This is a genomic window from Glycomyces paridis (assembly GCF_004912155.1).
Classification (GTDB): domain Bacteria; phylum Actinomycetota; class Actinomycetes; order Mycobacteriales; family Micromonosporaceae; genus Glycomyces; species Glycomyces paridis.
Window position 1 is genome coordinate 225273 of the sequence record NZ_STGX01000008.1, and the last position, 23818, is coordinate 249090.

A 23818-nucleotide genomic window follows, 5' to 3' on the forward strand; every position below is an offset into this window, starting at 1 on the left:
ATGAATTGCATTGTGGCGCTTGGCATATTGACCGAGAAATTTACCGCGGGTTGTTGTGCAAGAATCATGGGAGCGCTACCGTTCTCGTAGTGTCCGCGTCGGAACCGGGGGGTCGGCGAGTCGGACGCGACCCTCGCCTGCCGATCCTTGGAGTCGACCCTCGCCATGGCCGCATATGATGAACTTCCTTCTCCACCAACGGATGCAGAGCTCTACGGCTACTTCGGCCCCCAGCGCCGCTGGGTCATGGCGGTCATGTTCGCCTCCTGCCTATTCCCCGCCGGCGCGACGGTGGCACTGGCGATCACCAACCCTCTCTTGTGGCCTTTCGGAGTGGTGCTGATCCTCAACACGGTGATGGTGGGGCTCTCCGCCGTCGACGGACTGCGCGAAAGGCGTTTCACGGCAGCCGGACACCGCCTATTGCGGAGCGCGTACAAGCCGGAAACACCGCCCACAGTGGATGTCTTCCTGCCGACCTGCGGCGAGACCCTCGACGTGCTCGCCAACACCTACCGGCATGTGGCGGCCCTCGAATGGGACGGCCCGCTCGGCGTCCTCGTCCTCGACGAGACCGGCCGCGAGGAGGTCCGCGAACTCGCCGAACGGCACGGCTTCGCCTACAGCCACCGCGCCGACCCCGGCGCCGGCAAGAAGGCCGGGAACCTCAACCACGGCCTGAGCCTGTCGGCCGCCGAGTACGTGACCGTCTTCGACGCCGACTTCTGCCCGCGCCCGGACTTCCTGCGCCACCTCATGCCCTACACCGCCGACGCGAGCGTCGCGATCGTGCAGTCCCCGCAGGTCTTCGACACCGCGCGCTCCATGAACTGGCTCCAGCGCACCGGCGCCGCCGCCCAGGAGCAGTTCTACCGCTGGCTCCAGCCCGCCCGCGACGCCGACGACGTCGCCGTCTGCTGCGGCTCCAACGCCGTCTACCGCCGCGCCGCCCTCGACCGCATCGGCGGCTTCGTCGTGCGCGACCACTCCGAGGACCTCTACACCGGCCTCGCCCTCTACCGCCTGGGCCTGCGCACCGTCTACGTGCCCGTCGCCGTCGCCAAGGGCCTCAGCCCCGACACCCTGGAGGCCTTCCTCAACCAGCAGTACCGCTGGTGCCTGGGCAACCTCGAACTCGCCCGGCCCCGCGCCCTGCCGAGCATGGGCCTGCCCGCGCGCGGCCAGATCGGCTTCTGGGCGGGCATCGGCGGCTACCTCATGGGCGTGGTCAACATCGTCGCGGTGCCGCTGCCGATGCTCATCGTCCTCGCCTGGCAGCCCGACCGGATCAGCCCGGTCCACCTCCTGCCGTTCCTGGTCCCCATCTGGACCTGGGCGGTCCTGCTGCCGCTGCTCCACCGCTCCCGCACCCGCCTGGAGACCCTCCGCGCGAGCATGCTCGCCAGCTTCGCCCACCTCGTCGCCCTCCGGGACCTCCTGCGCGGCCGGGCCGCCGAATGGGTCCCCACCGGTGCCCGCCGCCGCGCGAACCCGCTGGTGCGGACCGCCGTCGCCTGGATCATCGGCTGGACGGGGACCACGCTCGCGGCCATGTGGGCGCTTCTCGCCTACGACGTCGCCGTGCACGGCTGGGAGCGCCTGTGGGGCGCCGCCGTGCTCATCGGCGTCCACACCTACCTGGCGGCGCCCGTGGTGGCCGCCGCCTGGGGCTCGCTGCGTCGACGCGGCCGCGCGCGCCCCGAACCCGCACCGAACGAAGGAGAAGGCCATGCGCCCCAAGATCAGCCCGTCACCGAACCGTTTGCCGTGGTCGGCGGCCCTGGCATGGACCGGTCTGCTCGCCGCGACCGCGATCCTCGCCTCGGGAGCGCTGCCGCTTTAGCGTTGCGGCGGTAGCGCATCCGGCGCCCTTCCCGGCACCGCCGGGGAGGGCGCCTCCGCGCGCAAAGTCGGTGAACGGACCGCCGGGGACCGCCCGGAAAGATATCGTCGCGAATGTGAACGACGCACCGGCCGCGCGCACCGATCCGCCGGCCGAAGCCCCGCTGCGAGGCTCGCCGCTGATCGGTCCGGTCGAGCCGCCGCTCCTCCACGTCATGACCTACAACCTCAAGTCGGCCTCCGGCCGCGCCCCGCGCTCCTGGTGGCGCCGCCGCCCGCTGGTCGCCCGGATCGTGCGCGACGAGCGCCCCGCGGTCCTGTGCACCCAGGAGGGCCGGTTCCGCCAGCTCCTCGAACTGCGCGACGACCTCCCCGGCTACGACTGGATCCACCTCGGCCGCGAAGGCGGCTCGCGCTCGGAGGCGACCGCGGTGTTCTGGGACGCCTCGCGCCTGCTCCCGGTCGAGTACGACCACCTCTGGCTCTCCCGGCGCCCGCGCGCGATCGGCTCCAAGAGCTGGGGCTCGGCCGTGGTCCGGATGCTCACCTGGGTCCGCTTCCAGGACAGGGCCACCGGCCGCGACTTCCACGTGGCGAACGTGCACCTCGACCACCGCTCCGAGCGGGCCCGCGTCAAGGGCGCGCGCATGTGCCTCGACGTGATGCGCCGCTTCCCGGGCGCGGCGGTCCTGGCCGGGGACTTCAACTGCGACCCGGGCACGCCCGCGCACCGCGTCCTCACCGGCGGCGGCCTGGTCGACGCCTGGGACGTGGCCGAGCGGCACCTGACCCCGGACTGGGCCACGTTCAACGCCTGGCGCACCGAACCGGTGGTCGGCGGCAGGCGCATCGACTGGATCTTCGTCAAGCCCGGCGGCGACGGCGACCGCGTCCGCGTGACCGCCGCGGGCGTCAACCCGCGCTCGGGAGACGGCCTGGCGCCCTCCGACCACTGGCCCGTCCAGGCGGTGCTCGCCGTCGGCGAGGACCGCTGACTCAGGCGCCGATGAGGTCCCGGATCTCGCGCACGGCCGCGCGCCCGGCGCGGTTCGCGCCGACCGTGCTCGCCGAGGGCCCGTAGCCGACGAGGTGGACGCGCGGGTCCGCGGCGACTCTGGTGCCGTCCATCGCGATCCCGCCGCCGGGCCCGCGGAGCCCGAGTGGCGCGAGGTGGTCGAGCGCGGCGCGGAACCCGGTGGCCCACAGGATGACGTCGGCGGGCGTGAACCGGCCGCCGGGGAACGCCGGGCCCGGGTCGTGGACGACCCCGCCGGGCTCGATCCGGTCGAATATCGGGGCCCGGTCGAGGACGCCGGCCTCGCGCGCGGCCCGGACCTGCGGGGTCAGCGGCACGCCGGTGACGCTGATGACCGACTGCGGGCGCAGCCCCATGCGGACGCGCTCCTCGACCATCGCGACGGCCTCGCGGCCGCGGTCGGGGTTGAAGTCGCCCGAGCGCCACTGCGGCTCGCGCCGCGTGAACCACGCGGTCGAGGCCGCGTGCGGGTGGATCTCCATGAGGTGCTGGATCGCCGAGATGCCGCCGCCGACGACGAGGACGCGCTCGCCCGCGAACTCCCCGGGCCCGCGGTACTGCGCGGTGTGGAGTTGGCGGCCCGCGAACGACTCCTGGCCCCGGTAGCGCGGCCAGAACGGGCGCTCCCAGGTGCCGGTGGCGTTGATCAGGGCCTTCGCGATCCAAGTGCCCCGGTCGGTGGCGACTTCGAGCCGCTTGTCCGGCAGCGACCGGACCGAGCGGACCGAGACGGGGCGGCGCACCCGCAGGTCGAACTCGCGCTCGTAGTCGGCGAAGTACTCCGCGATGACCCCGGCGACCGGAGTGGACGGGTCGGGGGTCGGCACGGTCGTGCCGGGGAGCTGGTAGACGCCGTTGACGGTGGCGAACGTGAGGGTCGGCCAGCGGAACTGCCACGCGCCGCCCGCGTGCGGGGCGTGGTCGAGGACCGCGAAGCCGGTCTCCGGTTCGAAGTGCCTGCGCAGGAAGTACGCGCTCGACAGCCCGGCCTGCCCTGCCCCGATGACGACGACTTCCACTTCGCGGATCACACCAGGTGGAACGGCCCCGCGGGGGCGCCGATTCCGCCCGGTGAGGGCCCTCACCCGGCCGCGCGCGCCTCCGGCTCGGCGAACCCGCCCTTCAGCGTGAACGCCTCGGGCGTCGGCCCCTGCTCGCGCAGGATCGTCAGGCGCGCCTCGGCCTCGGCCACGGTGGGCCGCGTCCCGGCGGGCACCCACCACAGGGCGGTGACCGCCTCGGCCAGGTGCTCGAACCACTCGCGGCGACGCTGGAGGAACGGCCGGTGGTCCGAGCCGTACACGTACGCCCGGAGCGCCTCGGGCGAGGCCCACACCGACATGTTCACGATGAGCCACTCGTCGCCGTAGAACCGCAGTCCGGTGGCGTTGTCGCCCTCCGTGTCGACCAGTCGCCAGACGAAGCCCTCGGAGGCCTCGGCCGCCGCGTTGACCTCGTCGAGGCCGCCGACGAAGTCCTTCATCACCGGGGAGTCCAGGGGCGCGCGCATCCGCGCGATGTTCACTTGGGCCAGTTCATAAGCGCCTGTCATGTCCTGAGCCTGCCAAGGCGCGCCCGGGTAGTCAACGGCCGCGGGCGAATCCCAGTCGACTGGGATTCGCCCGGTCACGCGGGGGAGAGGAACTCCAGGCGGTTGCCGAACGGGTCGCGGGCGTAGCAGCGGCGGAACCCGATGAACAGGCCGTCCCATTCGACGGCGTGCCCGGCCGCTTCGAGCGCGGCGGCGAGACCGTCGAGGTCGGCGACGAGGATGCCCGGGTGGGCCTTCTTCGAGGGCACGAGGCCGGGTTCGACGCCGAGGTGGATCTCCAGCGCGTCGGTGCGCAGCCACAGGCCGCCGCGCTTGGCGAGCTCGGGCGGCTTGGGCACCTCCGTCATGCCGAGGACATCGACGTAGAACTCGCGCGCGGTGTCCTCCGATTCGGGCCGGATGGCGAGCTGCACGTGGTGCAGGCCGTAGCCGAACGGCGAGGCGCCGCGCGGGTCGCGGTAGTCGGCGGCATCGGTCATGGTTCGCTCCCTTGCGATCGGATCAGGCGACGGCGAGCGCGCGCGTGAGCACCGAGACGGAGCTGACGACGAGCAGTGCGAGGACGACGCGGCGGAACCGGGCGGCGTCGAGGAACTTGAAGAGGCGCTCGCCCGCGACCACGCCGATGACGAGGCCCGGGACGCCGACGAGCAGCGCCCGCCCGACCTCGGCGGTGAGCTCCCCGGCCACGGCGTACCCGGCGACGGCGGCGATGCTCGTGGACGCGAAGGACACGGCGAGGGTGGCGCGCTGGACGCGGGGTTCGAGCCCGAGGCCCTGCGCGGCGGCGACCATCGGCGGGCCGTCGACGCCGGTGGCGCCGTAGGAGGCCCCGGCGAAGAAGCTCACTCCGGCGAGCGTGGCGGTGCCGCCGGGCAGCGCGATCCTGCACCACACCAGGACGGTGCCGAGCACGATCACGCCGGCGATGACGAACATGAGCGCCGTCTCTGGCAGGGCCGTCAGCGCCCACACGCCGAGCGGCACGGCGGGCACGCCGAAGCCGAGGATCACCGCGAGGAGCCGCCGGTCGATGTGCGCGCGGTCGCGGACGGCGATCGAGACGCTGACGGGCGCGGCGATGACGCTGGCGACCACGACCGCGGTGACCGGGTCGAGGAGGAACGCCAGCGGCGGGACGGCGACGAGGGAGAAGCCGAATCCGGCGGTGGTCCGGATCGTGGAGGCGAGGGCGAGGACGGCGAAGACGCCGAGGAGGGCGAGCACGGGGGTCCTTCGGGACGGGGGAGAGAGAAGGGGGCGGGCAGACGCCCGCCCCCTCGGTGTTCGTACGCCTTATCCGGCGAGCAGGCCCCGCAGCACGTACTGGAGGATGCCGCCGTTGCGGTAGTACTCGGCCTCGCCCGGGGTGTCCAGGCGGACCACGGCCTCGAAGGTCTTCTCGGACCCGTCGGGGGCGACGGCGGTCACGGTGACCGTGGCGGGGATGCCCTCGTTGATCGCGGTGACGCCCGTGATCGAGACGGTCTCCTCGCCGGTGAGCCCGAGGCTCTGGTGCGACTCGCCCTCGGGGTACTGGAGCGGCAGGACGCCCATGCCGATGAGGTTCGAGCGGTGGATGCGCTCGTAGGACTCGGCGACGACGGCCTTGACGCCCAGCAGGCGCGTGCCCTTGGCGGCCCAGTCGCGGCTGGAGCCGGTGCCGTACTCCTTGCCCGCGAAGACGACCAGCGGGGTGCCTTCGGCGGCGTAGTTCTGGCAGGCGTCGTAGATGGTCGACACGGGGCCGCCGGCCTGGGTGAAGTCGCGGGTCCAGCCGCCCTCGGTGCCCGGCGCGAGCTGGTTGCGCAGGCGGATGTTCGCGAAGGTGCCGCGGACCATGACCTCGTGGTTCCCGCGGCGCGAGCCGTAGGAGTTGAAGTCGGCCGGGGAGACGCCCTGGCCCTTGAGGTACTCGCCGGCGGGCGAGTCGGCCTTGATGGACCCGGCGGGGGAGATGTGGTCGGTCGTGACCGAGTCGCCCAGCTTCGCCATGACGCGCGCGCCCGCGATGTCCTCGACGGGCGCCGGGGTCGCCGGCATCCCCTCGAAGTAGGGGGCCTTGCGCACGTAGGTCGAGGCCTCGTCCCACTCGAAGGTGTTCCCGGTGGGGATCGGCAGGGACTGCCAGGTCTCGTCGCCGTCGAAGACCGAGGCGTACTCCTTGAGGAACATGTCGCGGCCGATGTTGCCGTCGACGACCTCGCGGACCTCCTCGGGGGAGGGCCAGATGTCGCGCAGGTACACGTCCTGGCCGTCCTTGCCCTTGCCGATCGGGTCGGTCGTGAGGTTCACGTCCATGGTCCCGGCGAGCGCGTAGGCGACGACCAGCGGCGGGCTGGCGAGGTAGTTCATCTTGACGTCGGGGTTGATGCGCCCCTCGAAGTTGCGGTTGCCCGACAGGACGGCCGCGACGGCGAGGTCTCCGGCCTGGACGGCCGCCGAGGTCTCCTCGGGGAGCGGGCCGGAGTTGCCGATGCAGGTGGTGCAGCCGTAGCCGACCAGGTTGAACCCGAGCTTGTCGAGGTACGGCGAGAGCCCGGCGCGCGTGAGGTAGCCGGTGACGACCTGGGAGCCCGGTGCGAGGGAGGTCTTGACCCACGGCTTGGAGACCAGGCCCGCCTCGACGGCGTTCTTGGCGAGGAGACCGGCGCCGACCATGACGTACGGGTTCGAGGTGTTGGTGCACGAGGTGATCGCGGCGATGACGACGGCGCCGTGGTCGAGCTCGTACTCGCCTGCCTCGGACTTGACGGCCTGCGGGTTGTGCGGGCGGGCGCCGTTGGGCGTCTCGGCGGGCGAGTCGGAGCCCGGGAAGGACTCGATGCCGGCCTCGTCGGCCACGTAGTTGGCCACGTCGCGGCGCCACTGGTGCCCGGCCTGGTCGAGCTGGATGCGGTCCTGCGGGCGCTTGGGCCCGGCGATGGAGGGCACCACGGTGGAGAGGTCGAGTTCGAGGTACTCGGAGTACTCGGCCTCCTGGGCCGGGTCGTGCCACATGCCCTGGGCCTTGGCGTAGGCCTCGACGAGGGCGATCTGCTCCTCGGTGCGGCCGGTGAGGCGCAGGTAGTCCACGGTGCGCTCGTCGATTGGGAAGATGCCGCAGGTGGACCCGAACTCGGGGGCCATGTTGCCGAGGGTGGAGCGGTCGGCCACGGGGACCGAGGCGACGCCCTCGCCGTAGAACTCGACGAACTTGCCGACCACACCGTGGTCGCGGAGCATCTCGGTGATGGTGAGCACGAGGTCGGTGGCGGTGGTCCCGGGCGGGAGGTCGCCGGAGAGCTTGAAGCCGACGACGCGCGGGATGAGCATCGAGATGGGCTGGCCGAGCATCGCGGCCTCGGCCTCGATGCCGCCGACGCCCCATCCGAGGACGCCGATGCCGTTCTCCATGGTGGTGTGCGAGTCGGTGCCGACGCAGGTGTCGGGGTAGGCGAGGCCGTCGCGGGTCATGACGACGCGGGCCAGGTGCTCGATGTTGACCTGGTGGACGATGCCGGTGCCGGGCGGGACGACCTTGAACTCGTCGAAGGCGGTCTGGCCCCAGCGCAGGAACTGGTAGCGCTCGCGGTTGCGCTCGTACTCGCGCTCGACGTTGCGCTGGAAGGAGTCGGGGTTGCCGAAGAAGTCGACGATGACCGAGTGGTCGATGACCATCTCGGCGGGCGCGAGCGGGTTGACCTTGTCCGGGTCGCCGCCGAGGTCGCGAACCGCCTCGCGCATGGTGGCGAGGTCGACGACGCAGGGGACGCCGGTGAAGTCCTGCATGATCACGCGCGCGGGCGTGAACTGGATCTCGGTGCTGGGCTTGGCGGCGGGGTCCCAGGAGCCGAGGGCGCGGATGTGGTCGGCGGTGATGTCCGCGCCGTCCTCGTTGCGCAGCAGGTTCTCGAGGAGGACCTTGAGGCCGTAGGGCAGCCGCTGGTGTCCTTCGACCCGGTCGATGCGGTAGATGTCGTAGTCGTGTTCGCCGACCCGCAGCGTCTCGCGGGCGCCGAAGGAGTCCGTGCTCACCATGAGAGCTCCTTGGTTTCAGAACTGAAGATCGGTCTCAGTCTGCCGCAACCTGAAGGGCGGGGATCGCGGTTGGGCAGAGCGACCGACTCTTAAACAGTACGTCCGTCTTATTTAACGGGACCAACTGTATCATCCGGCGTTCCGGGCGGGATGCGCAGCCGAACCTAAGGAGCGGCCTTCCGGCCGTGTGTCCTTGCAGGGGATTCGCATCCGGGCCGGGGCTTAGAAGGCCGGCGGCGGCTGGCGGTTGAGTGCGGTGATGTTCGCCGCCGCCGGCCCGGTGCGGTGGATATAAGTCTCAAATCCGGACTATACGCTTCGGGTGTTCGAGCTTTTCAGGGGCCCCGTGGAAGGCCCGAAAGCCGACCGGGACCGCCCGATCACTAGTCGGCGCGAACAGCCAAGCGGGGTCCTGCTTCCCGCTGGGCCGCAAGCCAGGTCTCGACCTCGTCGGCCGTGCGGGGCAGGCCCGCGGAGAGGTTCTCGCAGCCGTCGGCGGTGACGCGCACGTCGTCCTCGATGCGGATGCCGACGCCGCGCAGCTCCTCGGGCACGAGTTCGTCGTTGGCCTGGAAGTACAGGCCGGGCTCGACGGTGAGGACGTAGTCCTCCTGGACCGCGCCCTTGTAGTAGTGCTCGGGGCGCGAGTTGGCGCAGTCGTGCACGTCGAGGCCGAGCATGTGGCCGAAGCCGTGCAGGGTCCAGCGGCGGTAGACCAGCGAGTCCTTGTCTAGGGCCTCGTCGACCGAACCGGGGAGCACCCCGAGGTCCTTGAGGCCCTCGGCGAGGACCCGCATGCAGGTCTTGTGGATGTCCTGGAACAGCGCGCCCGGCCGGATCGCGTCCATGCCGGCCTGCTGCGAGGCGTGCACGATGTCGTAGACCTGCCGCTGGAGCGGCGTGAAGGTCCCGCCCACCGGCAGCGTGCGGGTCACGTCGGCGGTGTACAGGTGGTCGTTCTCGACGCCCATGTCCATGAGGATGAGCTCGCCGGGCGTGGTGCGCCCGTCGTTGGTGATCCAGTGGAGCGTCGTGGCGTGCGAGCCGGCGCCCACGATCGAGTCGTAGCCCAGGCCGTTGCCCTCGACGCGCGAGCGCAGACCGAACACGCCTTCCAGGGTCCGCTCGGGGATCGAGCCGCTCGACGGGAGGACCCGCGCGACGTCCTCGAAGCCGCGCACGGTGATGTCGACGGCGTTCTGGAGCTGCGCCAGCTCCCAGGAGTCCTTGACCAGACGCAGCTCCGAGAGCACGGCGGCCAGTTCGGCGTCGCGGGTGATCTGCGGCTTGCCCTCGGCGTCCTTGACGGCCTCCTCGGCGGCGAACCGCGAGTCGACGGCGTCGTCGAAGCCGCGCAGGACGCGGACCTTGCCGCGCTCGACGCCCGTGAGCTCGCCTTCGAGGCGCTCGACGTCGCGGACCTCGATCCCCAGGCGCACGCTCGTCTCCTCCAGGGAGTGCTTGCGCCCGATCCACAGCTCGCCGTACTTCGCGGAGCGGAAGAACTCGTCGGAGTCGGTGCCCTTGCGCGGGCGCCGGTACAGGACCGCGTCGTGCCCCGAGCCGTTCGGGTGCAGGACGAGCACGCCCTCGGGGTCGAGGTCGCCGGTCAGCCACGCGAAGTCCGAGCCGGCGCGGAAGCGGAAGAAGGTGTCGTTCGAACGGGTCTTCTCGGCGCCGGTCGGGACGACGACCGTCTCCCCCGGGAAGGCCGCGGAGACCGCCTCGCGGCGCCGGGCGGTGAAGGCCGCCTGATCGGACTCGGTCACGTCCAGTTCCGAGGGGCCCCAACCGGAGCGCATGAAGTTCAGGAACTTCTCGGGGAACTGGGGGTCGTGGGGCCGTTCGCCGGACTTCTTCTCAGCCATGACTGGTCCTTCCCAACAACTGGCGGCGGAGACCCGGCGCGCCCGCGGTGCGCGGGACCCGCCGAGGGACGGCGGGCCGGATCGCGGGCCGCGCCGAGACGAGGCCGAGGGCCTCACCTCCATGACCGTACCTCCCCGGCTCCCCCCGTGCCCCGCAAGCGCCTCCACCGACGCGAGGCCTCTTCCCGTCTTCGACTCCGGGCGCCAGGTCAGCCCGTCGCCGCCCTCACCGCCCGGCGGAGGCGGCTACCCCGCGTGACCGGCGCCCGGCTACCCTGAGGACCGTGACCGACCGCGCCGATTCGCCGAACCCTCCCCCCTCGGCGGGGGCGGGCGGCGCGCGCCCGTCCGTCACGCTTCCCGAAGGCCAGCTCGAACAGATCCGCCGCCTCGTCGCGGTCGGCCGGGCCGGCTCCGTCGACGAGTACGTCGCCGCCGCCGTCGCCGAGCGCCTCGAACGCGACCGCTCGCTGACCGAGCTCCAGGACCTCTTCGAGCGCAAGGGTCAGGCCCCCGGCGCCGAGCACCTGGCCTGGGCCCGCGAGGTCCTCGGCGTGGACGACAAAGAAGGCGAGGCCCCCACGTGATCGGCGGCCGCATCCTGGACGTGTCCGCCATCGTCGGGTTCGCCACCTCCATGCCCTACCCGCAGGCGGTGGTCTTCACGGCCCTGGAGCAGAACGTGGTCCTCGCGATCCCCTCCGGCGCCCTCGCCGAGGCCTGGTCCCAGGCCCGCCGCCGCGACCGGGACGCCCTCCTGGTCCTGCTCGGCCTGCCCGTCACCGTCGTCATGGACCTCGACCAGAAGTCCGCCCGCGACGTGGGCCTCATGCTCTCCCGCTCGCGCCAGCACGGCAACATCGCGGCCGGGCACGTCGCCTGGTGTGGCCTGAACCGCCCCGGCTGGCCCATCGTCACCGGAGAGCCGAAGACCCTGCTTGCATTCGACTCAGGACTCGAGATCGACCAGTTGCCGTGAACCGGGCGACGACACCCAAGGGGAGTAGCGTGGAAGCCGTACAGGAGCAGACCATGACCGAGACCGGCCCGCTCGAGTACCGGCCGCGCAAGTCCCGCATCGGAGCGTGGATCGGCGCCAGCGTCTGCCTCGGCGGCTTCACCGCCCTCTCCTTCACCCTCGGCGCGACCACCGCCGGCGGCGGCACCGTCACCTGGGCCGACCAGGTCGGCATGATCGGCCTCGGCGTCATCGGCGCCGGCATCATCCTCAGCTTCCTGCGCTTGGGCGTGCGCGCCGACGCCAAGGGCATCGAGGTCGTCAACGTCGCCTCCAAGCGCTACTTCCCATGGCAGGTCGTCACCGCGATCAACTTCACCGACAAGATGACGTGGGCCACGGTCGAACTCGCCGACGACGACGAGATGTCGATCATGGCGATCCAGGTCAGCGACAAGGAGCGCGCCGTCGCCGCCATCAAGCACCTGCGGGCGCTCCTGGAGCAGTCGCGCACGTCATAGTGGGTAACGCCGGGCCTCCTGTAGCATATAGCTTGCTATAGTCATTAGCTGTGCGCGCTTTACGCGACGCACCCGCAAGCGGAGTCCAGCTCCCACCCTCAGCCGGGTCCTTCACGGGACCGACTGGCGAACGGGTCACAAGACGGCGAACACGTTCGCCGTACTTTGGAGTGGACCCCGGCCTAGGCTGGGGTCTTTTCTTTTGGGGACCTCTACCTGTGAGGCCTGCTGGGTCACGCTTGCGACAAGCCGTCGGCGCGCCCGCGCCGGCGACGCCCGGAACAGCCACAGGGGCGCCGATGCACGCATCGGCGAGAATCGCGAACCAAGGAGGCCCCATCAGCGATTTGCGCGTTAACGACCAGATTCGGACCAAGGAAGTGCGACTGGTCGGCCCGCAGGGCGAGCAGGTCGGCATCGTGTCGATCGACAAGGCCCTGCAACTGGCCGCCGACGTCGACCTGGACCTGGTCGAAGTCGCACCCACCGCCCGTCCGCCGGTCTGCAAGCTCATGGACTACGGCAAGTACAAGTACGAGTCCGCCCAGAAGGCCCGTGCCTCGCGCCGCAACCAGCAGCAGACCGTCATCAAAGAGATGAAGCTCCGGCCGAAGATCGACAAGCACGACTACGAGACCAAAAAGGGTCACATCGTGCGGTTCCTCACGGCCGGAGACAAGGTCAAGATCACCATCATGTTCCGCGGTCGCGAGCAGTCGCGCCCCGAACTGGGCCGCCGCCTGCTGGACAAGCTCGCGGAGGAGATCTCGGACCTCGCCATCATCGAGTCGGCCGCCAAGCAGGACGGCCGCAACATGATCATGGTCGTCGCCCCGATCCGCCCCAAGAGCGAGATCAAGGGCACCGGGCGCTCGAAGAGCGGACGCGACCGCGACGCCGAGGCGGAAGAGCCGGCCGAAGCGGCCGAGGCCCCCGCCGAAGCGCCCGCGGAGACCCCCGCCGAGACGCCGGAGTCCTAGACCCTGCACGTACCGGCCGGAAGCGGGCGCCCGCGCGCCCGCCCTGGCCGGCATTGAACACATAGGAGAAGCACGATGCCGAAGATGAAGACCCACAGTGGTGCCAAGAAGCGGTTCAAGGTGACCGGCTCGGGCAAGCTCATGCGCCGCAAGGCCGGCAAGAACCACCTGCTGGAGCACAAGTCCTCCAAGCTCAAGCGCGGCAAGGACGGCCGCGTGCAGGTGGCCCCGGCCGACGTCAAGCAGGTCAAGAAGCTGCTCGGCCAGTAGCGCCCCCGTCTGACTTTCATCCGGTTTCAAAGCAAGGAGACTTACTGTGGCACGCGTCAAGCGTTCGATGAACGCCAAGAAGAAGCGCCGCGTCGTACTCGAAGAGGCCAAGGGGTACCGCGGGCAGCGCTCGCGCCTGTACCGCAAGGCCAAGGAGCAGCTGCTCCACTCGTACACCTACGCCTACCGCGACCGCAAGGCCCGCAAGCGCGAGTTCCGCAAGCTGTGGATCACCCGCATCAACGCCGCGGCCCGCCAGAACGGCATCACCTACAACCGCTTCATCCAGGGCCTGGCCCTGGCCGAGGTCGAGGTGGACCGCAAGATCCTCGCCGAGCTCGCCGTCTCCGACCCGGCGGCGTTCACCGCCCTGGTCGAGGTCGCCCGCAAGGCCCTCCCCGAGGACGTCAACGCTCCGGTCGCGGAGTAATGACCGCCGACGAACCCGGGACGGACGTGCTGACGGCGCGATCGTCCCGGGTTGTCGCCGCCCACAAGCTCCAGCGCCGCCGCGGCCGCGACAAGGCCGAGCGGTTCCTCGCCGAAGGGCCCCAGGCCGTCCGCGAGGCGATCGCCGCGGGCGTCGTCACCGACCTGTTCTACGACCTCGAAGCCGACGTCAAGCACTCGGACCTGGTCGACACCGCCGTCGCGGCGGGCGCCCACGTCCACCCCTGCACCGACGACGGCCTGGCCGCGCTCGCGGAGACCGTGACCCCGCAGGGGCTCGTCGCCGTCTGCCGCTTCCTCGACCAGCGCCTTCCCGAGGACGCGACGCTCGTCGCGGTGCTCCACGGCATCACCGACCCCGGCAACGCCGGGACCGTGCTGCGCGCGGCCGACGCCGCGGGCGCCGACTGCGTGGTGTTCGGCACCGACTCGGTCGACCCGTACAACGGCAAGTGCGTGCGCTCCTCCGCCGGGAGCCTGTTCCACCTGCCGGTGGTCCGCGCCGCCGACACGGCCGACCTGCTCGACGTGTTCGCGAACGCCCAGATCCTCGCGGCCGCCGCCGGCGGGGAGGACCTGTACGCGCTCGACGCCGCGGGCGACCTGGCCGCGCCGACCGTCTGGCTCTTCGGCTCCGAGGCCCACGGCCTCGACGAGGCGACCGCCGCGCTCGCGCACCGCAAGGTCGGCGTCCCCATCTGGGGGAAGGCCGAGAGCCTCAACCTCGCCGTCGCCGCGGGCGTCTGCCTTTATGCCAGCGCGGCCGCGCAGCGCAGGAAGTTAGAATGGCCTCATGTCGTACGGACGCCGCGAATTTATCCAGCCCGCCGGGTGCGGGCCGTGGCGTTAGGCGTCCACTTCCCCTTCTCTCCTGGCGGGCTGCGGCGGCGCCGCGTGCCTTTCCTAGACTCCACTTGGTCAAGCCAGGAGAAAAGACAGATGAGCACAGAGAACGAGGCTGGCCTGCTCCAGCCCGAGGCCCTCGCGAGGGCCGTGAAAGACGCCGCCGCCGCCATCGAGTCGGCCGGGAGCCTTGAGGCGCTCGCCGCCGCCAAGACCGCCACGCTCGGCGACAAGTCCCCGGTCTCGCTGGCCCGCAGGGCCATCGGCTCGATCCCGGGCAAGGAGCGCGGGGAGGCGGGGCGGAACGTGAACGCCGCCCGCACCGAGATCACGGCCGTGTACGAGGCCCGCGAGGAGATCCTCAAGGCCGCCGAGGCGGCCCGGGTGCTCCGCGAGGAGACCGTGGACGTCACGGCCCGCACGCCGCGGCGCCGCGAGGGGGCCCGGCACCCGATCAACGTCCAGATCGACCGGATCGCGGACCTGTTCGTCGCGATGGGCTACTCCATCGGCGAGGGCCCCGAGGTCGAGCTGGAGTGGTTCAACTTCGACGCGCTCAACATCCACCCCGACCACCCGGCCCGGACCATGATGGACACGTTCCACATCGCCGACGGCAAGGGCGGGTTCGGATCGAACATGGTGCTGCGCACGCACACCTCGACGGTGCAGATCCACACGATGCTCACGCAGGAGCCGCCGATCTACACGGTGGCGCCCGGGCGCGTGTACCGCACCGACGAGGTCGATGCGACGCACTCGCCGGTGTTCCACCAGACCGAGGGCCTCGTGGTCGACCGCGGCATCACCATGGCCGACCTCAAGGGCACCCTCGACCACTTCGCGAAGTCGGTGTTCGGGCCGGACGCGAGGACGCGCCTGCGGCCCTCGTACTTCCCGTTCACCGAGCCGAGCGCCGAGGTCGACGTGTGGTTCGCCGCGCACAAGGACGGCGCGCGCTGGATCGAGTGGGGCGGCTGCGGGATGGTCAACCCGCGCGTGCTGCGCGCCTGCGGGATCGACCCCGAGGAGTACTCGGGCTTCGCGTTCGGCATGGGCGTGGAGCGCGCGCTCATGCTGCGCCACGGCATCACCGACCTGCGCGACATCATCGACGGCGACGTCCGGTTCCCGGCCGGCCTGCGAGTGGAGGAGTAGACGATGAGGATTCCCGTTTCCTGGCTCGCCGAGTACGCCGACCTGCCCGCGGACCTGACCACCGAGGCGCTCGACGCCGCGCTGGTCGAGGCCGGGCTGGAGGTCGAGGAGGTCGACGACCTGCGCGGGCGCGTCTCCGGGCCGCTCGTGGTGGGCCGTGTCGCCTCCATCGAGGAGCTGACGGAGTTCAAGAAGCCGATCCGCCACTGCCAGGTGGAGGTCGGCGAGGCCGAGCCGCGCTCGATCATCTGCGGCGCGCGGAACTTCGCCGAGGGCGACCTCGTCGTGGTCGCGCTGCCGGGCGCGGAGCTGCCCGGCGGTTTCAAGATCGCCTCCCGCAAGACCTACGGGCGCCTGTCGGACGGCATGATCTGCTCGGGCCGCGAGCTGGGGACCTCCGACGACCACGACGGCATCCTGATCCTGCCGGAGGGCGAGGTCGGCACCGACGCGCGCCCGCTCGTCGGGCTCGACGACGTCGTGTTCGAACTGGCGATCACCCCCGACATGGGCTACTGCTTCTCGGTGCGCGGCATCGCCCGCGAGGTGGCGCACCGTCTCGGCGTGGCGTTCACCGACCCGGTCGCGAAGGCCGCCGAGCCGACCGCGACCGCGACGGGGCCGTTCCCGCTGTCGGTCGAGACCGACGGCTGCGACCGCTTCACGCTGCGCGCCGTGCACGGCGTGGACGCGAACGCGGAGTCCCCGGAGTGGATGGCGAAGCGGCTCGTCCAGGCCGGGATGCGCCCGCTGGGGCTGGCCGTGGACGTCACGAACTACCTCATGCTCGAACTGGGGCACCCGTTGCACGCCTTCGACCTCGACGCGTTGAACGAGGGCCTGACGGTGCGCCGGGCGGCGCCGGGCGAGAAGCTGCGGACCCTGGACGACGTGGAGCGGACGCTCGACGCCGAGGACATGGTCATCTGCGACGCGACCGGCCCGCTCTCGCTGGCCGGGGTCATGGGCGGCCAGACCTCCGAGGTCGGGGCCGCGACCCGCAACGTGCTCATTGAAGCGGCGCACTGGGACCCGGTGTCGATCGCGCGCACCTCGCGGCGGCACAAGCTCACCTCCGAGGCCTCCAAGCGCTACGAGCGCGGCGTGGACGGCTCGATCTCGCTGCTCGCCGCGCAGCGCGCCGCGGACCTGCTGGTGGAGTACGGCGGCGGCACGCTCGCCCCCGAGGTCGCCGACGTGGACGATCGCAGTCCGCTCACGGCGATGACGATCCCGGTCGACCTGCCTTCGAAGGTGGTCGGCGTCGACTACGACCGTGAGACCGTGGTCGCGATGCTCCGGGCCGCCGGGTGCACCGTGATCACCGGGCCCGAGATGGCGGACCTGGAGTCGAAGCTCGAATCCGCCGGGGTGGAGCTGCCGCCGAGCGACACGCCGGTGGGCGAGGACGAGTTGTACGTCTGCCCCGCGCCGTGGCGCCCCGACCTGACCGACCCGGTCGACCTGGTCGAGGAGGTCGTGCGCCTGCACGGGTACGCGCACGTCCCCTCGGCGACGCCGCGCGCGATCGCCGGGACCGGTCTGACCTCGGCGCAGCGGCGCCGCCGCCGCGTGGCTCGGGCCTTGGCGGACAACGGGTTCGTGGAGACCTACACGTTCCCGTTCGTCTCGCGCGAGCGCGCCGACGAGCTCGGGCTGGGGGAGAACGACCCGCAGCGCGAGGCCGTGGCCGTGCTCAACCCGCTCGACGACGCCGCGCCGCTGCTGCGGACCACCGTGCTCGCGAGCCTGGTGAACGCGGTGCGCGTGAACCTCGCGCGCGGAGCGAAGGACCTCGCGGTCTTCGAGGAGGGCCTGGTCTTCCAGCCCGCCGAGGACTGGGCCGAGCTCGAATCGGTCGTGCTGCCGGTCTCCAAGCGCCCCGAGGACGAGGCGATCGCGGCCGCGATCCGGCGCCTGCCGGTGCAGCCGCGCCACGTGGCCGCCGTCCTGTGCGGCCTTGCCGCCCCCGCCGGGGTGGACGGGCCGGGCCGGACCGTGGACTGGGCCGACGCGGTCGAGGCCGCCGAGGTCGTGGCCGAGGCGTCGGATGTGAAACTCGAAACGGCCCAAGGGGAGGCCGCGCCGTGGCACCCGGGCCGGTGCGCCGAACTGCGGGTCGACGGCATCCCCGTCGGGCACGCGGGCGAACTGCACCCCGAGGTCTGCGAGCGCCTGGGCCTGCCCAAGCGCACCGTCGCGATGGAGCTGGACCTCTCGGCGCTGCCGCTGCCGGACCTGGCCCCCGCGCCGGTGGTCTCGCACTTCCCGGCGACGCTCATCGACGTGGCCGTCGTGGTGGCGGAGCCGGTGCCCGCCGGGGAGGTCGAGGCGGCGCTGCGCGAAGGCGCGGGCGAACTGCTCGACTCGCTGCGGCTGTTCGACGTCTACCGCGACGCGAAGCTCGGCGAGGACCGCAAGTCCCTGGCGTTCAAGCTGGAGTTGCGGGCGGCCGACCGGACGCTGACCAACGAGGAGGGCGTGGCCGTGCGCGACGCCGCCGTGGCGGTCGCGGCGGGCCGTTTCGGCGCGGCGATCCGCGAGTAGGAGCGTTTTCCGAAGGGGCGCAGGGGCACAACGTCGCCGCTGCGCCCCTTCGGCTTGTCCGTGTCACATGGGTTTACGCCGTAGGCCCGGAGCCGGGGCTTGTCGTATGGTCCGCGCCTTTTAAGGTACGTGGTGTGAATTACGGGAACCCCTCTCACGTTGGCAGGCGTCGGGAGCGGACCGGGCCCGAAGGGGCCCCGGCCGGCAGCCACCGCGCCGCCACCGGCCCCGGCTACAGCGGGCGGCGGCGCGCCGATCCGACCATCGTCTTCTCGCTGCCCCTCCCCGGCCGGCTCGGCCTCGACTTCACCAGGATGCGCCTCAAGGTCGCCGGGGCGGTGGCCCTCGTGGCCGCCCTCGGCGTCGCGATCGTCCTGTGGAACCTCCCCGGGGCCGCCACCGGCGGCGCCGCGCCCGAGAACGCCGCGTTCCTCTACACCGGCGGGCAGGCCCTCCCGGCCGGTTTCGCCGAGGAGCACCCGGCCCTCATGGACACCATCGCGGCCGAACTCGAAGCCCGCTACGGGCTCACCCCCGAAGACCTCTACGACGCCGGGTCGCGCCCCGACGCCCCCCGCGTGGTCCTCACCCTCGACCGGACCCTCCAGGAGACCGCCGAGGCCGCCTCCGGGGAGGCCGGGGTCGTCGCCGTCGAACCCGGCACCGGCGCGGTCCTGTGCTACTACGGCGCCGAGTCCGAGACCGGCGCTGACCAGATCGGCTCGGCCGCACCGCATCCGCCCTCCTCCGTGTTCGACATGATCACCGCCGCGACCGCGCTCGAAGGGGGCGCCTCGATCGACTCGTGGTGGACCGACGGCGAGGAGGCCGTGACCCTCACCGAGGCCGTGCGCGAGTCCCGCGGCGAGGCCATGGACGCCGTCGCCGCCGAGTACGGCGCCGAGGGCGTGCTCGACACCGCCGCCGGCATGGGCCTGACCGCGATCGCCGACGAGGAGGGGAACCTCCGCGACCTCGCCGAAGGCGACTACGAGGGCCTCGACGCCGCCGACTTCGGCGCCTACCCCGTCAGCGTCGTCGACATGGCCGCCGTCTACGCCACCATCGCCGCGGGCGGCGTCCACGCCGAGACCCACTTCATCGACCGCGTCGTGGACGGCGAGGACCGCACCGTCGAAGCGACGCAGGGCATCCGCACCAACCAGGCCGTCGCCGAGACCACCGCCCAGGACCTCCAGTTCGTAGGCCTCGGCGAGAGCGAGGCCATCGAGGGCCGCGACTTCTTCGCCGTCGCCGCCGAGCACTACGGCGAGACCACCCAGTCCTGGTTCGTCGGCGCCATCCCGCAGCTGAGCGTCGCCGCCTGGGCCAACGGCTCGGCCGCCGCCGACGGCGGCATCCCCCTGTGGCGCTCCGTCTTGGACACCGCCATCGAGGTCAACGGCTACGAGGCCGAGGAGCTGCCGGGCGCCTCGGGCGAAGGCGAGGACCTCACCGAGGGCATCGCCGACGAGGACGGCAACATCGACCCCGACAGCGCGTACTGCCAGGCCAACCCCGACGAGCCCGCGTGCGCCGCGACCCCCTCGGACTCCCCGAGCGAATCCGACTCGCCCAGCCCCGACGAGACGAGCGAGGAGCCCGAACCCGAGCCGACCAGTGACGAGCCCGAACCCGAACCGACCACCTCCGAAGCGCCCGAGGAGAGCACCAGCGAGGACTGTCCCTGGATCTGGTGCTGAGGCCCGACAAGGCCACGGGCTACCATCCCTTCCCAACGCCCCCGCCAAGGAGGACCAGCATGTCCGATCCCTACCAGGTCCAGCCGCCCGCCGCGCCCTACGCGCCCCAGCCGCCCCTGCCGGGCCAGTACGCCCCCTACGCGGGCGGCGTCGAGATCAACGGCAAGGCCGTCGCCGCGCTCGTCTGCGGCCTCGTCTTCCTCGCCTCCCCGCTCGGCATCATGGGCCTCGCCTTCGGCAAGACCGCCCAGCGCCAGATCGACGCCGGGATGGGCATCGGCAGGCCCCTCGCCAAGGCCGGGCGCGTCCTCGGCTGGGTCTCGGTCGGCTTCACCATCTTCTGGGCCCTGTACGTCGTGCTCGCCATGACCCTCTTCTTCACCGCCGCGACCGCCGTCTCCACGACCTACTAGATGACCCCGAACGCCTTCCCGCGCTCCCGGACCCTCCTCGTCCTCGCCGCCCTCGTCCCGCTCGCCGTCCTCGCCGACGCGGCCTGGGTGCGCGCCGACCCGACCGGCCCGCCCTGGCAGGGCCTCGACGACTGGTGGAACGGCCTCGTCGGCGGCCCCGACAGCGGGGCCGCCTGGCAGGCCGCCGTGTGGTTCGACCGCTTCGGCGGCAAGGCCGGGCTCGTGGTCCTCGCGCTCGGCGTCCTGGCCCTGCTCCTGACGCGGCGCTGGCGCTCGGCGGTCTTCACGTGCGCGGCGGTCGCCGCCGCCTCGATCGCGGTCGACCTGATCAAGCACGTCGCCGAGCGGCCCCGCCCGGCGGACATCATGGTCGAGACCGCCACCTGGGCGTTCCCCTCGGGCCACAGCGCGAGGATGGCCGCGTTCGTCGTGGTCGTCGCTGTCGTGGCCGTTCCCGCACGGCGCCTTCGGTACTGGTGGCCGGTCGCGGCGGTCCTGACGCTCGCGATGATGCTCGCCCGCAACTGGCAGCACGCCCACTGGCTCACCGACACGATCGGCGGGGCGGCCACCGGGTTCGCCGTCGCGGTCCTGGCGTGGCGCACCTGCGCGCCCCTGCTCGACCGCGAACGCGCCCTGCGCTCGGACGCGGCGGCGCGGGCCGATGGGGCGGGCGCCGCGAACTTAGACTGGTGGGGCCCGACCCGTCCGAGAGGTGCCCGCCATGACCACACCCGATCCTTCATCAGACCCGGCCCCCGACCCGGCTCCCGGGCCGCCCGCCTACGTGCCGCCGCCGAACCCGTACGCGCCCTATCCGCCGTACGGCTACGGGTACGGCTACGCCCCGGCCCGCCCCACGAACGGGATGGCGATCGCCGCCCTGGTCCTGGGCGTGGTCGGCGTGTGCAACCCGATCTCGATCCTCGGGCTCGTCTTCGGGATGATCGCCAAGCGCCAGATCCAGGAGCGCGGCGAGCAGGGCGAGGGCATGGCGACCGCCGGGATCGTGCTCGGATGGATCGGCGTCGCCTCGGTCGTGTTCTGGGTGCTCTACATCGTCTTCGTGGTCGGCGTGTTCACCACGGCCGTCAATCAGATCGACGTGGACGAGTGGCCCACCGAGGACCCGACCTGGGCGATCGACCTCGTGACGGCACTGTTCAGCGCGGCCGCCTGACGTACGTGGTCACCGCGGTGTTCGCCGCCGCGAGCACCGCGAACGCGATGGCCGCCAGGCCGAACCCCAGGCCCCACAGCGCCAGCGCGCCCGAGCCGAACGCGACGGCCTTGACCGCGACGATTCCGGCGGTCGGCAGTCGCACGCGGGCCTTCGGGGCGGCGAAGGTGCCCCACAGGGCGATGAGGACGGCGAGGGCGCCGACGGCGACCGCCGCGCGCGCCCACAGGTCGAGGTCGAGTGCGAGGGCCCACCACGCGACGAAGGCGAGCATCGCGAGTTCGAGGGCGAACGCCAGGAGGGCGTTGCACATGACGAAAGTGCGGAGGATTCCGGAGTACCGGTACCATTCGGGCCGGTCGGGGGCGCCGTTCTTCGAGGGGTGCTTCGGTTCGTACACCGGAACATGATGGACCGCCGCGTGCGGCGCGGTCGCGGCGGGTGCGACCAAAGTCGGAGGGCCGGTTCCGCATCCGGGCCGAGGCCCGCGAGCCTTCGGCGTGATGAGATGGGGGCATGACCAGCCCGCCCCGCGCGCCCGGCCGCGTCCGGCGCGGCGACGCCGTCGCCGCCGCCGTCCTGTTCGCCCTGGGGGCGGTCCTCATTGGGCTCGGCAGCTTCGAGCACTACTCGGAGGCCCCGCTCGCGCTGCGCTTCGTGCCCCTGGCGCTCACCTGCGCGGGCGTGGTGATCCGCCGGGCGGCCCCGGGCTGGTGCCTGGCGCTCGGCACCGTCGGGCTCGGCATCGAGGTCGTCATCGGCTTCTCGCTCGGCACGGCCTGCATCTTCACCGACAACCTGTACTCGTTCGCGCGGTACGGGCGCCGCGACCGGGTGCGCCCGCTCGCCGTCGCGGCCGGGGCCCTGACCCTCACGGCGGCCGTCTGGGTCGCGATCGAGAGCCACAGCGCGGCCGGGACGCTGAGCACCGCCGCGATCGCCGCGATCGTGCTCGTCTCCCCGGTCGCCACGGGTGTCATCGTGCGCCAGGCCCACGACCGGGCGAGCCTGGAGGCCGAGCGCGCCGAGCAGGCGAACCGGCTTGCGGACGTGCGCCGCCGCGAAGCGGTGCTGCGCGAGCGCACCCTCATGGCCCGGGAGCTGCACGACACGGTCGCGAACTACCTGTCGGCGATCGCGTTGCAGTCCACGGCGCTCCAGGCCCGCCGGGACTTGGACGCGGCCACGGTGCGCGATTCGGTGGCGGCGATCCGCTCCTCCAGCGTGGAGGGGCTCGCGGAGCTGCGGCGGATCATCGGGCTGCTGCGGGCGGGCGACGAGGGGGAGGAGCTGGCCTCCTACCGGCTCGACCAGCTGCCGGAACTGGTGGAGCGGATGCGCGCGGTGGGCCTGAAGGTGGACTTCGCGATCGTCGGCCCCCAGCGGGAGCTGCCCGGCGAGGTCGAGCTGACGGCGTACCGGGTGGTGCAGGAGGCGTTGACGAACGCGCTCAAATACGGTTCGGACGCGGCCGTGGAGGTCGCGTTCGAATGCGAGGACGTGACCGTGACGGTGGTGAACGCCGTGAGCGGGCGGCCCGGGGAGGTCCCGGGCGGGGGCGCGGGCCTGCTGGGCATGACCGAGCGCGTCAGGCTCCTGGGCGGGCGGGTCCAGGTCGGGCCCGAGGGGGACCGCTGGCGCGTGCGCGCCGAGATCCCGACCGGCGGCGTGCTGTGAGCGCGGCGCCGTACCGTAGAGGCCGTGAGGAGTCCGCGATGACCAGGGTCCTGCTCGCCGACGACCACGCCGCCGTGCGCGCGGGTCTGCGGATGCTGCTGGAGAGCGCCGACGGCGCGGAGGGCATCACCGTGGTCGGCGAGGCCGCCGACGGGGTCGAGGCGGTCGCCCTGGCCCGCGAGCTGCGGCCGGACGTGGTGGTCATGGACATCCGGATGCCGCGCAAGGACGGGATCGCGGCTGCGGCCGAGCTGCGCGGCGTCGCCGACGTCCTGGTGCTCACCAGCTACGGCGACGACGCGAACGTGTTCGACGCGCTGCGGGCGGGCGCGAGCGGGTTCCTGCTCAAGGACGCCGACGCCGAGACCCTCGTGGAGGCGGTGCGCACCGTCGCGCGCGGGGACGGCCTCATCTCCCCGGCCGTGACGCGCGGGATCATCGCCGAGTTCGCGCGCTCGCGGCCCGCGTACACGCCGATCGCGGTCGACGGCGCGGGCGAGGCGGCGCTGACTCCTCGCGAGCGTGAGGTTTTGGGACTCATCGGAGAGGGCATGGCCAACGCCGACATCGCCGCCGAACTCGGCATGGCCGAGGCGACGGTGAAGTCGCACGTGACACGGGTGCTGGCGAAGCTCGGCCTCGCCAACCGCGTCCAGGCCGCAATCTTTGCGCGCGAGCAGGCACGTTGAGGTCGGGGCGGGGCTGCTGGCGGCCAGCGGTCGGATCGTGCCCGCGAGCAGGCGCGTTGAGGTCGGGGCGGGGCTTCCGGCGGCCGACGGTCGGATCGTCCGCGCGAGCGG

Annotated in this window: 22 protein-coding genes and 2 pseudogenes; 17 read left to right on the top strand and 7 right to left on the bottom strand. The window is 72.1% G+C overall.

Annotated elements, in window-relative coordinates; all coding sequences use genetic code 11:
* The first annotated feature begins 165 nt into the window (after window positions 1-165).
* Together E9998_RS12775 and E9998_RS12780 are read left to right on the top strand one after the other, a co-directional pair.
* Complete coding sequence (locus tag E9998_RS12775) at window positions 166-1857, top strand: glycosyltransferase family 2 protein (protein ID WP_136530076.1); 1692 nt, start codon at window positions 166-168, stop codon at window positions 1855-1857.
* Window positions 1858-1958: 101 nt separating this feature from the next.
* Window positions 1959-2837 (top strand): endonuclease/exonuclease/phosphatase family protein, encoded by an 879-nt coding sequence (locus E9998_RS12780; protein ID WP_136530077.1) that lies wholly within the window; start codon window positions 1959-1961, stop codon window positions 2835-2837.
* Between the two features lies 1 nt (window position 2838).
* Here the strand turns inward: E9998_RS12780 and E9998_RS12785 are convergent, their stop codons facing one another.
* The 6 genes from E9998_RS12785 to E9998_RS12810 form a co-directional block, all read right to left on the bottom strand.
* Window positions 2839-3906: an NAD(P)-binding domain-containing protein gene (locus tag E9998_RS12785; protein WP_136530122.1), complete on the bottom strand. Its 1068-nt coding sequence runs from the start codon at window positions 3904-3906 to the stop codon at window positions 2839-2841.
* A gap of 53 nt (window positions 3907-3959) precedes the next feature.
* Window positions 3960-4430 carry a DUF3291 domain-containing protein gene (locus E9998_RS12790; RefSeq protein WP_136530078.1) on the bottom strand — a complete coding sequence of 157 codons (471 nt, stop codon included), beginning with the start codon at window positions 4428-4430 and terminating at the stop codon, window positions 3960-3962.
* A 74-nt stretch (window positions 4431-4504) separates the two neighbouring features.
* Complete coding sequence (locus E9998_RS12795) at window positions 4505-4909, bottom strand: VOC family protein (RefSeq protein ID WP_136530079.1); 405 nt, start codon at window positions 4907-4909, stop codon at window positions 4505-4507.
* Between the two features lie 22 nt (window positions 4910-4931).
* Window positions 4932-5657 (bottom strand): sulfite exporter TauE/SafE family protein, encoded by a 726-nt coding sequence (locus E9998_RS12800; protein WP_136530080.1) that lies wholly within the window; start codon window positions 5655-5657, stop codon window positions 4932-4934.
* A 69-nt stretch (window positions 5658-5726) separates the two neighbouring features.
* Window positions 5727-8447: an aconitate hydratase AcnA gene (gene acnA, locus E9998_RS12805; protein ID WP_136530123.1), complete on the bottom strand. Its 2721-nt coding sequence runs from the start codon at window positions 8445-8447 to the stop codon at window positions 5727-5729.
* A gap of 386 nt (window positions 8448-8833) precedes the next feature.
* Window positions 8834-10318: an aminopeptidase P family protein gene (locus E9998_RS12810; RefSeq protein ID WP_136530081.1), complete on the bottom strand. Its 1485-nt coding sequence runs from the start codon at window positions 10316-10318 to the stop codon at window positions 8834-8836.
* A 284-nt stretch (window positions 10319-10602) separates the two neighbouring features.
* Between E9998_RS12810 and E9998_RS12815 the strand changes: the two genes are divergently transcribed.
* From E9998_RS12815 to E9998_RS12870, 13 genes and pseudogenes are all read left to right on the top strand, one after another.
* The gene (locus tag E9998_RS12815) at window positions 10603-10905 is read left to right on the top strand and encodes a ribbon-helix-helix domain-containing protein (protein WP_136530082.1); all 303 of its coding nucleotides are present in this window, start codon (window positions 10603-10605) and stop codon (window positions 10903-10905) included.
* Window positions 10902-11297, top strand: coding sequence for a hypothetical protein (locus tag E9998_RS12820; RefSeq protein WP_136530083.1), 396 nt, complete (start codon window positions 10902-10904; stop codon window positions 11295-11297). Before E9998_RS12815 ends, E9998_RS12820 begins: the two co-directional genes overlap by 4 nt.
* Before the next feature lie 29 nt (window positions 11298-11326).
* A complete protein-coding gene (locus E9998_RS12825) occupies window positions 11327-11797 on the top strand; it encodes a PH domain-containing protein (RefSeq protein WP_136530084.1) in 471 nt (156 codons plus the stop codon).
* Between the two features lie 299 nt (window positions 11798-12096).
* Window positions 12097-12777: a translation initiation factor IF-3 gene (gene infC, locus E9998_RS12830; RefSeq protein ID WP_136530124.1), complete on the top strand. Its 681-nt coding sequence runs from the start codon at window positions 12097-12099 to the stop codon at window positions 12775-12777.
* Between the two features lie 75 nt (window positions 12778-12852).
* Window positions 12853-13047: a 50S ribosomal protein L35 gene (rpmI, locus tag E9998_RS12835; protein WP_136530085.1), complete on the top strand. Its 195-nt coding sequence runs from the start codon at window positions 12853-12855 to the stop codon at window positions 13045-13047.
* Between the two features lie 46 nt (window positions 13048-13093).
* Window positions 13094-13477 (top strand): 50S ribosomal protein L20, encoded by a 384-nt coding sequence (gene rplT / locus E9998_RS12840; protein WP_136530086.1) that lies wholly within the window; start codon window positions 13094-13096, stop codon window positions 13475-13477.
* Window positions 13477-14238: pseudogene (locus E9998_RS27060) on the top strand (TrmH family RNA methyltransferase); the annotation flags it as partial. The gene rplT and the pseudogene E9998_RS27060, both read left to right, overlap by 1 nt.
* Window positions 14239-14436: 198 nt before the next feature.
* Window positions 14437-15498: a phenylalanine--tRNA ligase subunit alpha gene (gene pheS / locus E9998_RS27065; protein WP_204745422.1), complete on the top strand. Its 1062-nt coding sequence runs from the start codon at window positions 14437-14439 to the stop codon at window positions 15496-15498.
* 3 nt (window positions 15499-15501) lie between these two features.
* A complete protein-coding gene (gene pheT / locus E9998_RS12850; protein ID WP_136530088.1) occupies window positions 15502-18045 on the top strand; it encodes a phenylalanine--tRNA ligase subunit beta in 2544 nt (847 codons plus the stop codon).
* Window positions 18046-18179: 134 nt separating this feature from the next.
* Window positions 18180-19748 (top strand): penicillin-binding transpeptidase domain-containing protein, encoded by a 1569-nt coding sequence (locus E9998_RS12855; RefSeq protein ID WP_136530089.1) that lies wholly within the window; start codon window positions 18180-18182, stop codon window positions 19746-19748.
* Window positions 19749-19807: 59 nt separating this feature from the next.
* The gene (locus tag E9998_RS12860; protein WP_136530090.1) at window positions 19808-20161 is read left to right on the top strand and encodes a DUF4190 domain-containing protein; all 354 of its coding nucleotides are present in this window, start codon (window positions 19808-19810) and stop codon (window positions 20159-20161) included.
* Window positions 20162-20707 (top strand): annotated as a pseudogene (locus E9998_RS27070) (phosphatase PAP2 family protein); the annotation flags it as partial.
* Window positions 20708-20885: 178 nt separating this feature from the next.
* Window positions 20886-21341: a DUF4190 domain-containing protein gene (locus E9998_RS12870; RefSeq protein ID WP_136530091.1), complete on the top strand. Its 456-nt coding sequence runs from the start codon at window positions 20886-20888 to the stop codon at window positions 21339-21341.
* Here the strand turns inward: E9998_RS12870 and E9998_RS12875 are convergent.
* On the bottom strand, window positions 21325-21741 hold the full coding sequence (locus E9998_RS12875) for a YrdB family protein (protein WP_136530092.1): 417 nt from the start codon (window positions 21739-21741) through the stop codon (window positions 21325-21327). The genes E9998_RS12870 and E9998_RS12875 overlap by 17 nt on opposite strands.
* A 116-nt stretch (window positions 21742-21857) precedes the next feature.
* Between E9998_RS12875 and E9998_RS12880 the strand changes: the two genes are divergently transcribed.
* Together E9998_RS12880 and E9998_RS12885 are read left to right on the top strand one after the other, a co-directional pair.
* Entirely contained in the window at window positions 21858-23018 is a 1161-nt protein-coding gene (locus E9998_RS12880) for a sensor histidine kinase (RefSeq protein WP_136530093.1), read from the top strand.
* A gap of 38 nt (window positions 23019-23056) precedes the next feature.
* Window positions 23057-23707 (top strand): response regulator, encoded by a 651-nt coding sequence (locus E9998_RS12885; RefSeq protein ID WP_136530094.1) that lies wholly within the window; start codon window positions 23057-23059, stop codon window positions 23705-23707.
* The last annotated feature ends 111 nt before the right edge of the window (window positions 23708-23818 follow it).

Excerpts from the sequence above, each read along its gene's own strand:
- rpmI (WP_136530085.1), top strand. The coding sequence starts at position 12,853 with ATGCCGAAGATGAAGACCCACAGTGGTGCCAAGAAGCGGTTCAAGGTG.
- E9998_RS12885 (WP_136530094.1), top strand. The coding sequence starts at position 23,057 with ATGACCAGGGTCCTGCTCGCCGACGACCACGCCGCCGTGCGCGCGGGT.
- pheS (WP_204745422.1), top strand. The coding sequence starts at position 14,437 with ATGAGCACAGAGAACGAGGCTGGCCTGCTCCAGCCCGAGGCCCTCGCG.
- E9998_RS12775 (WP_136530076.1), top strand. The coding sequence starts at position 166 with ATGGCCGCATATGATGAACTTCCTTCTCCACCAACGGATGCAGAGCTC.
- E9998_RS12860 (WP_136530090.1), top strand. The coding sequence starts at position 19,808 with ATGTCCGATCCCTACCAGGTCCAGCCGCCCGCCGCGCCCTACGCGCCC.
- pheT (WP_136530088.1), top strand. The coding sequence starts at position 15,502 with ATGAGGATTCCCGTTTCCTGGCTCGCCGAGTACGCCGACCTGCCCGCG.
- infC (WP_136530124.1), top strand. The coding sequence starts at position 12,097 with ATGCACGCATCGGCGAGAATCGCGAACCAAGGAGGCCCCATCAGCGAT.
- E9998_RS12795 (WP_136530079.1), bottom strand. The coding sequence starts at position 4,909 with ATGACCGATGCCGCCGACTACCGCGACCCGCGCGGCGCCTCGCCGTTC.
- E9998_RS12880 (WP_136530093.1), top strand. The coding sequence starts at position 21,858 with ATGACCAGCCCGCCCCGCGCGCCCGGCCGCGTCCGGCGCGGCGACGCC.
- E9998_RS12790 (WP_136530078.1), bottom strand. The coding sequence starts at position 4,430 with ATGACAGGCGCTTATGAACTGGCCCAAGTGAACATCGCGCGGATGCGC.
- E9998_RS12870 (WP_136530091.1), top strand. The coding sequence starts at position 20,886 with ATGACCACACCCGATCCTTCATCAGACCCGGCCCCCGACCCGGCTCCC.
- E9998_RS12810 (WP_136530081.1), bottom strand. The coding sequence starts at position 10,318 with ATGGCTGAGAAGAAGTCCGGCGAACGGCCCCACGACCCCCAGTTCCCC.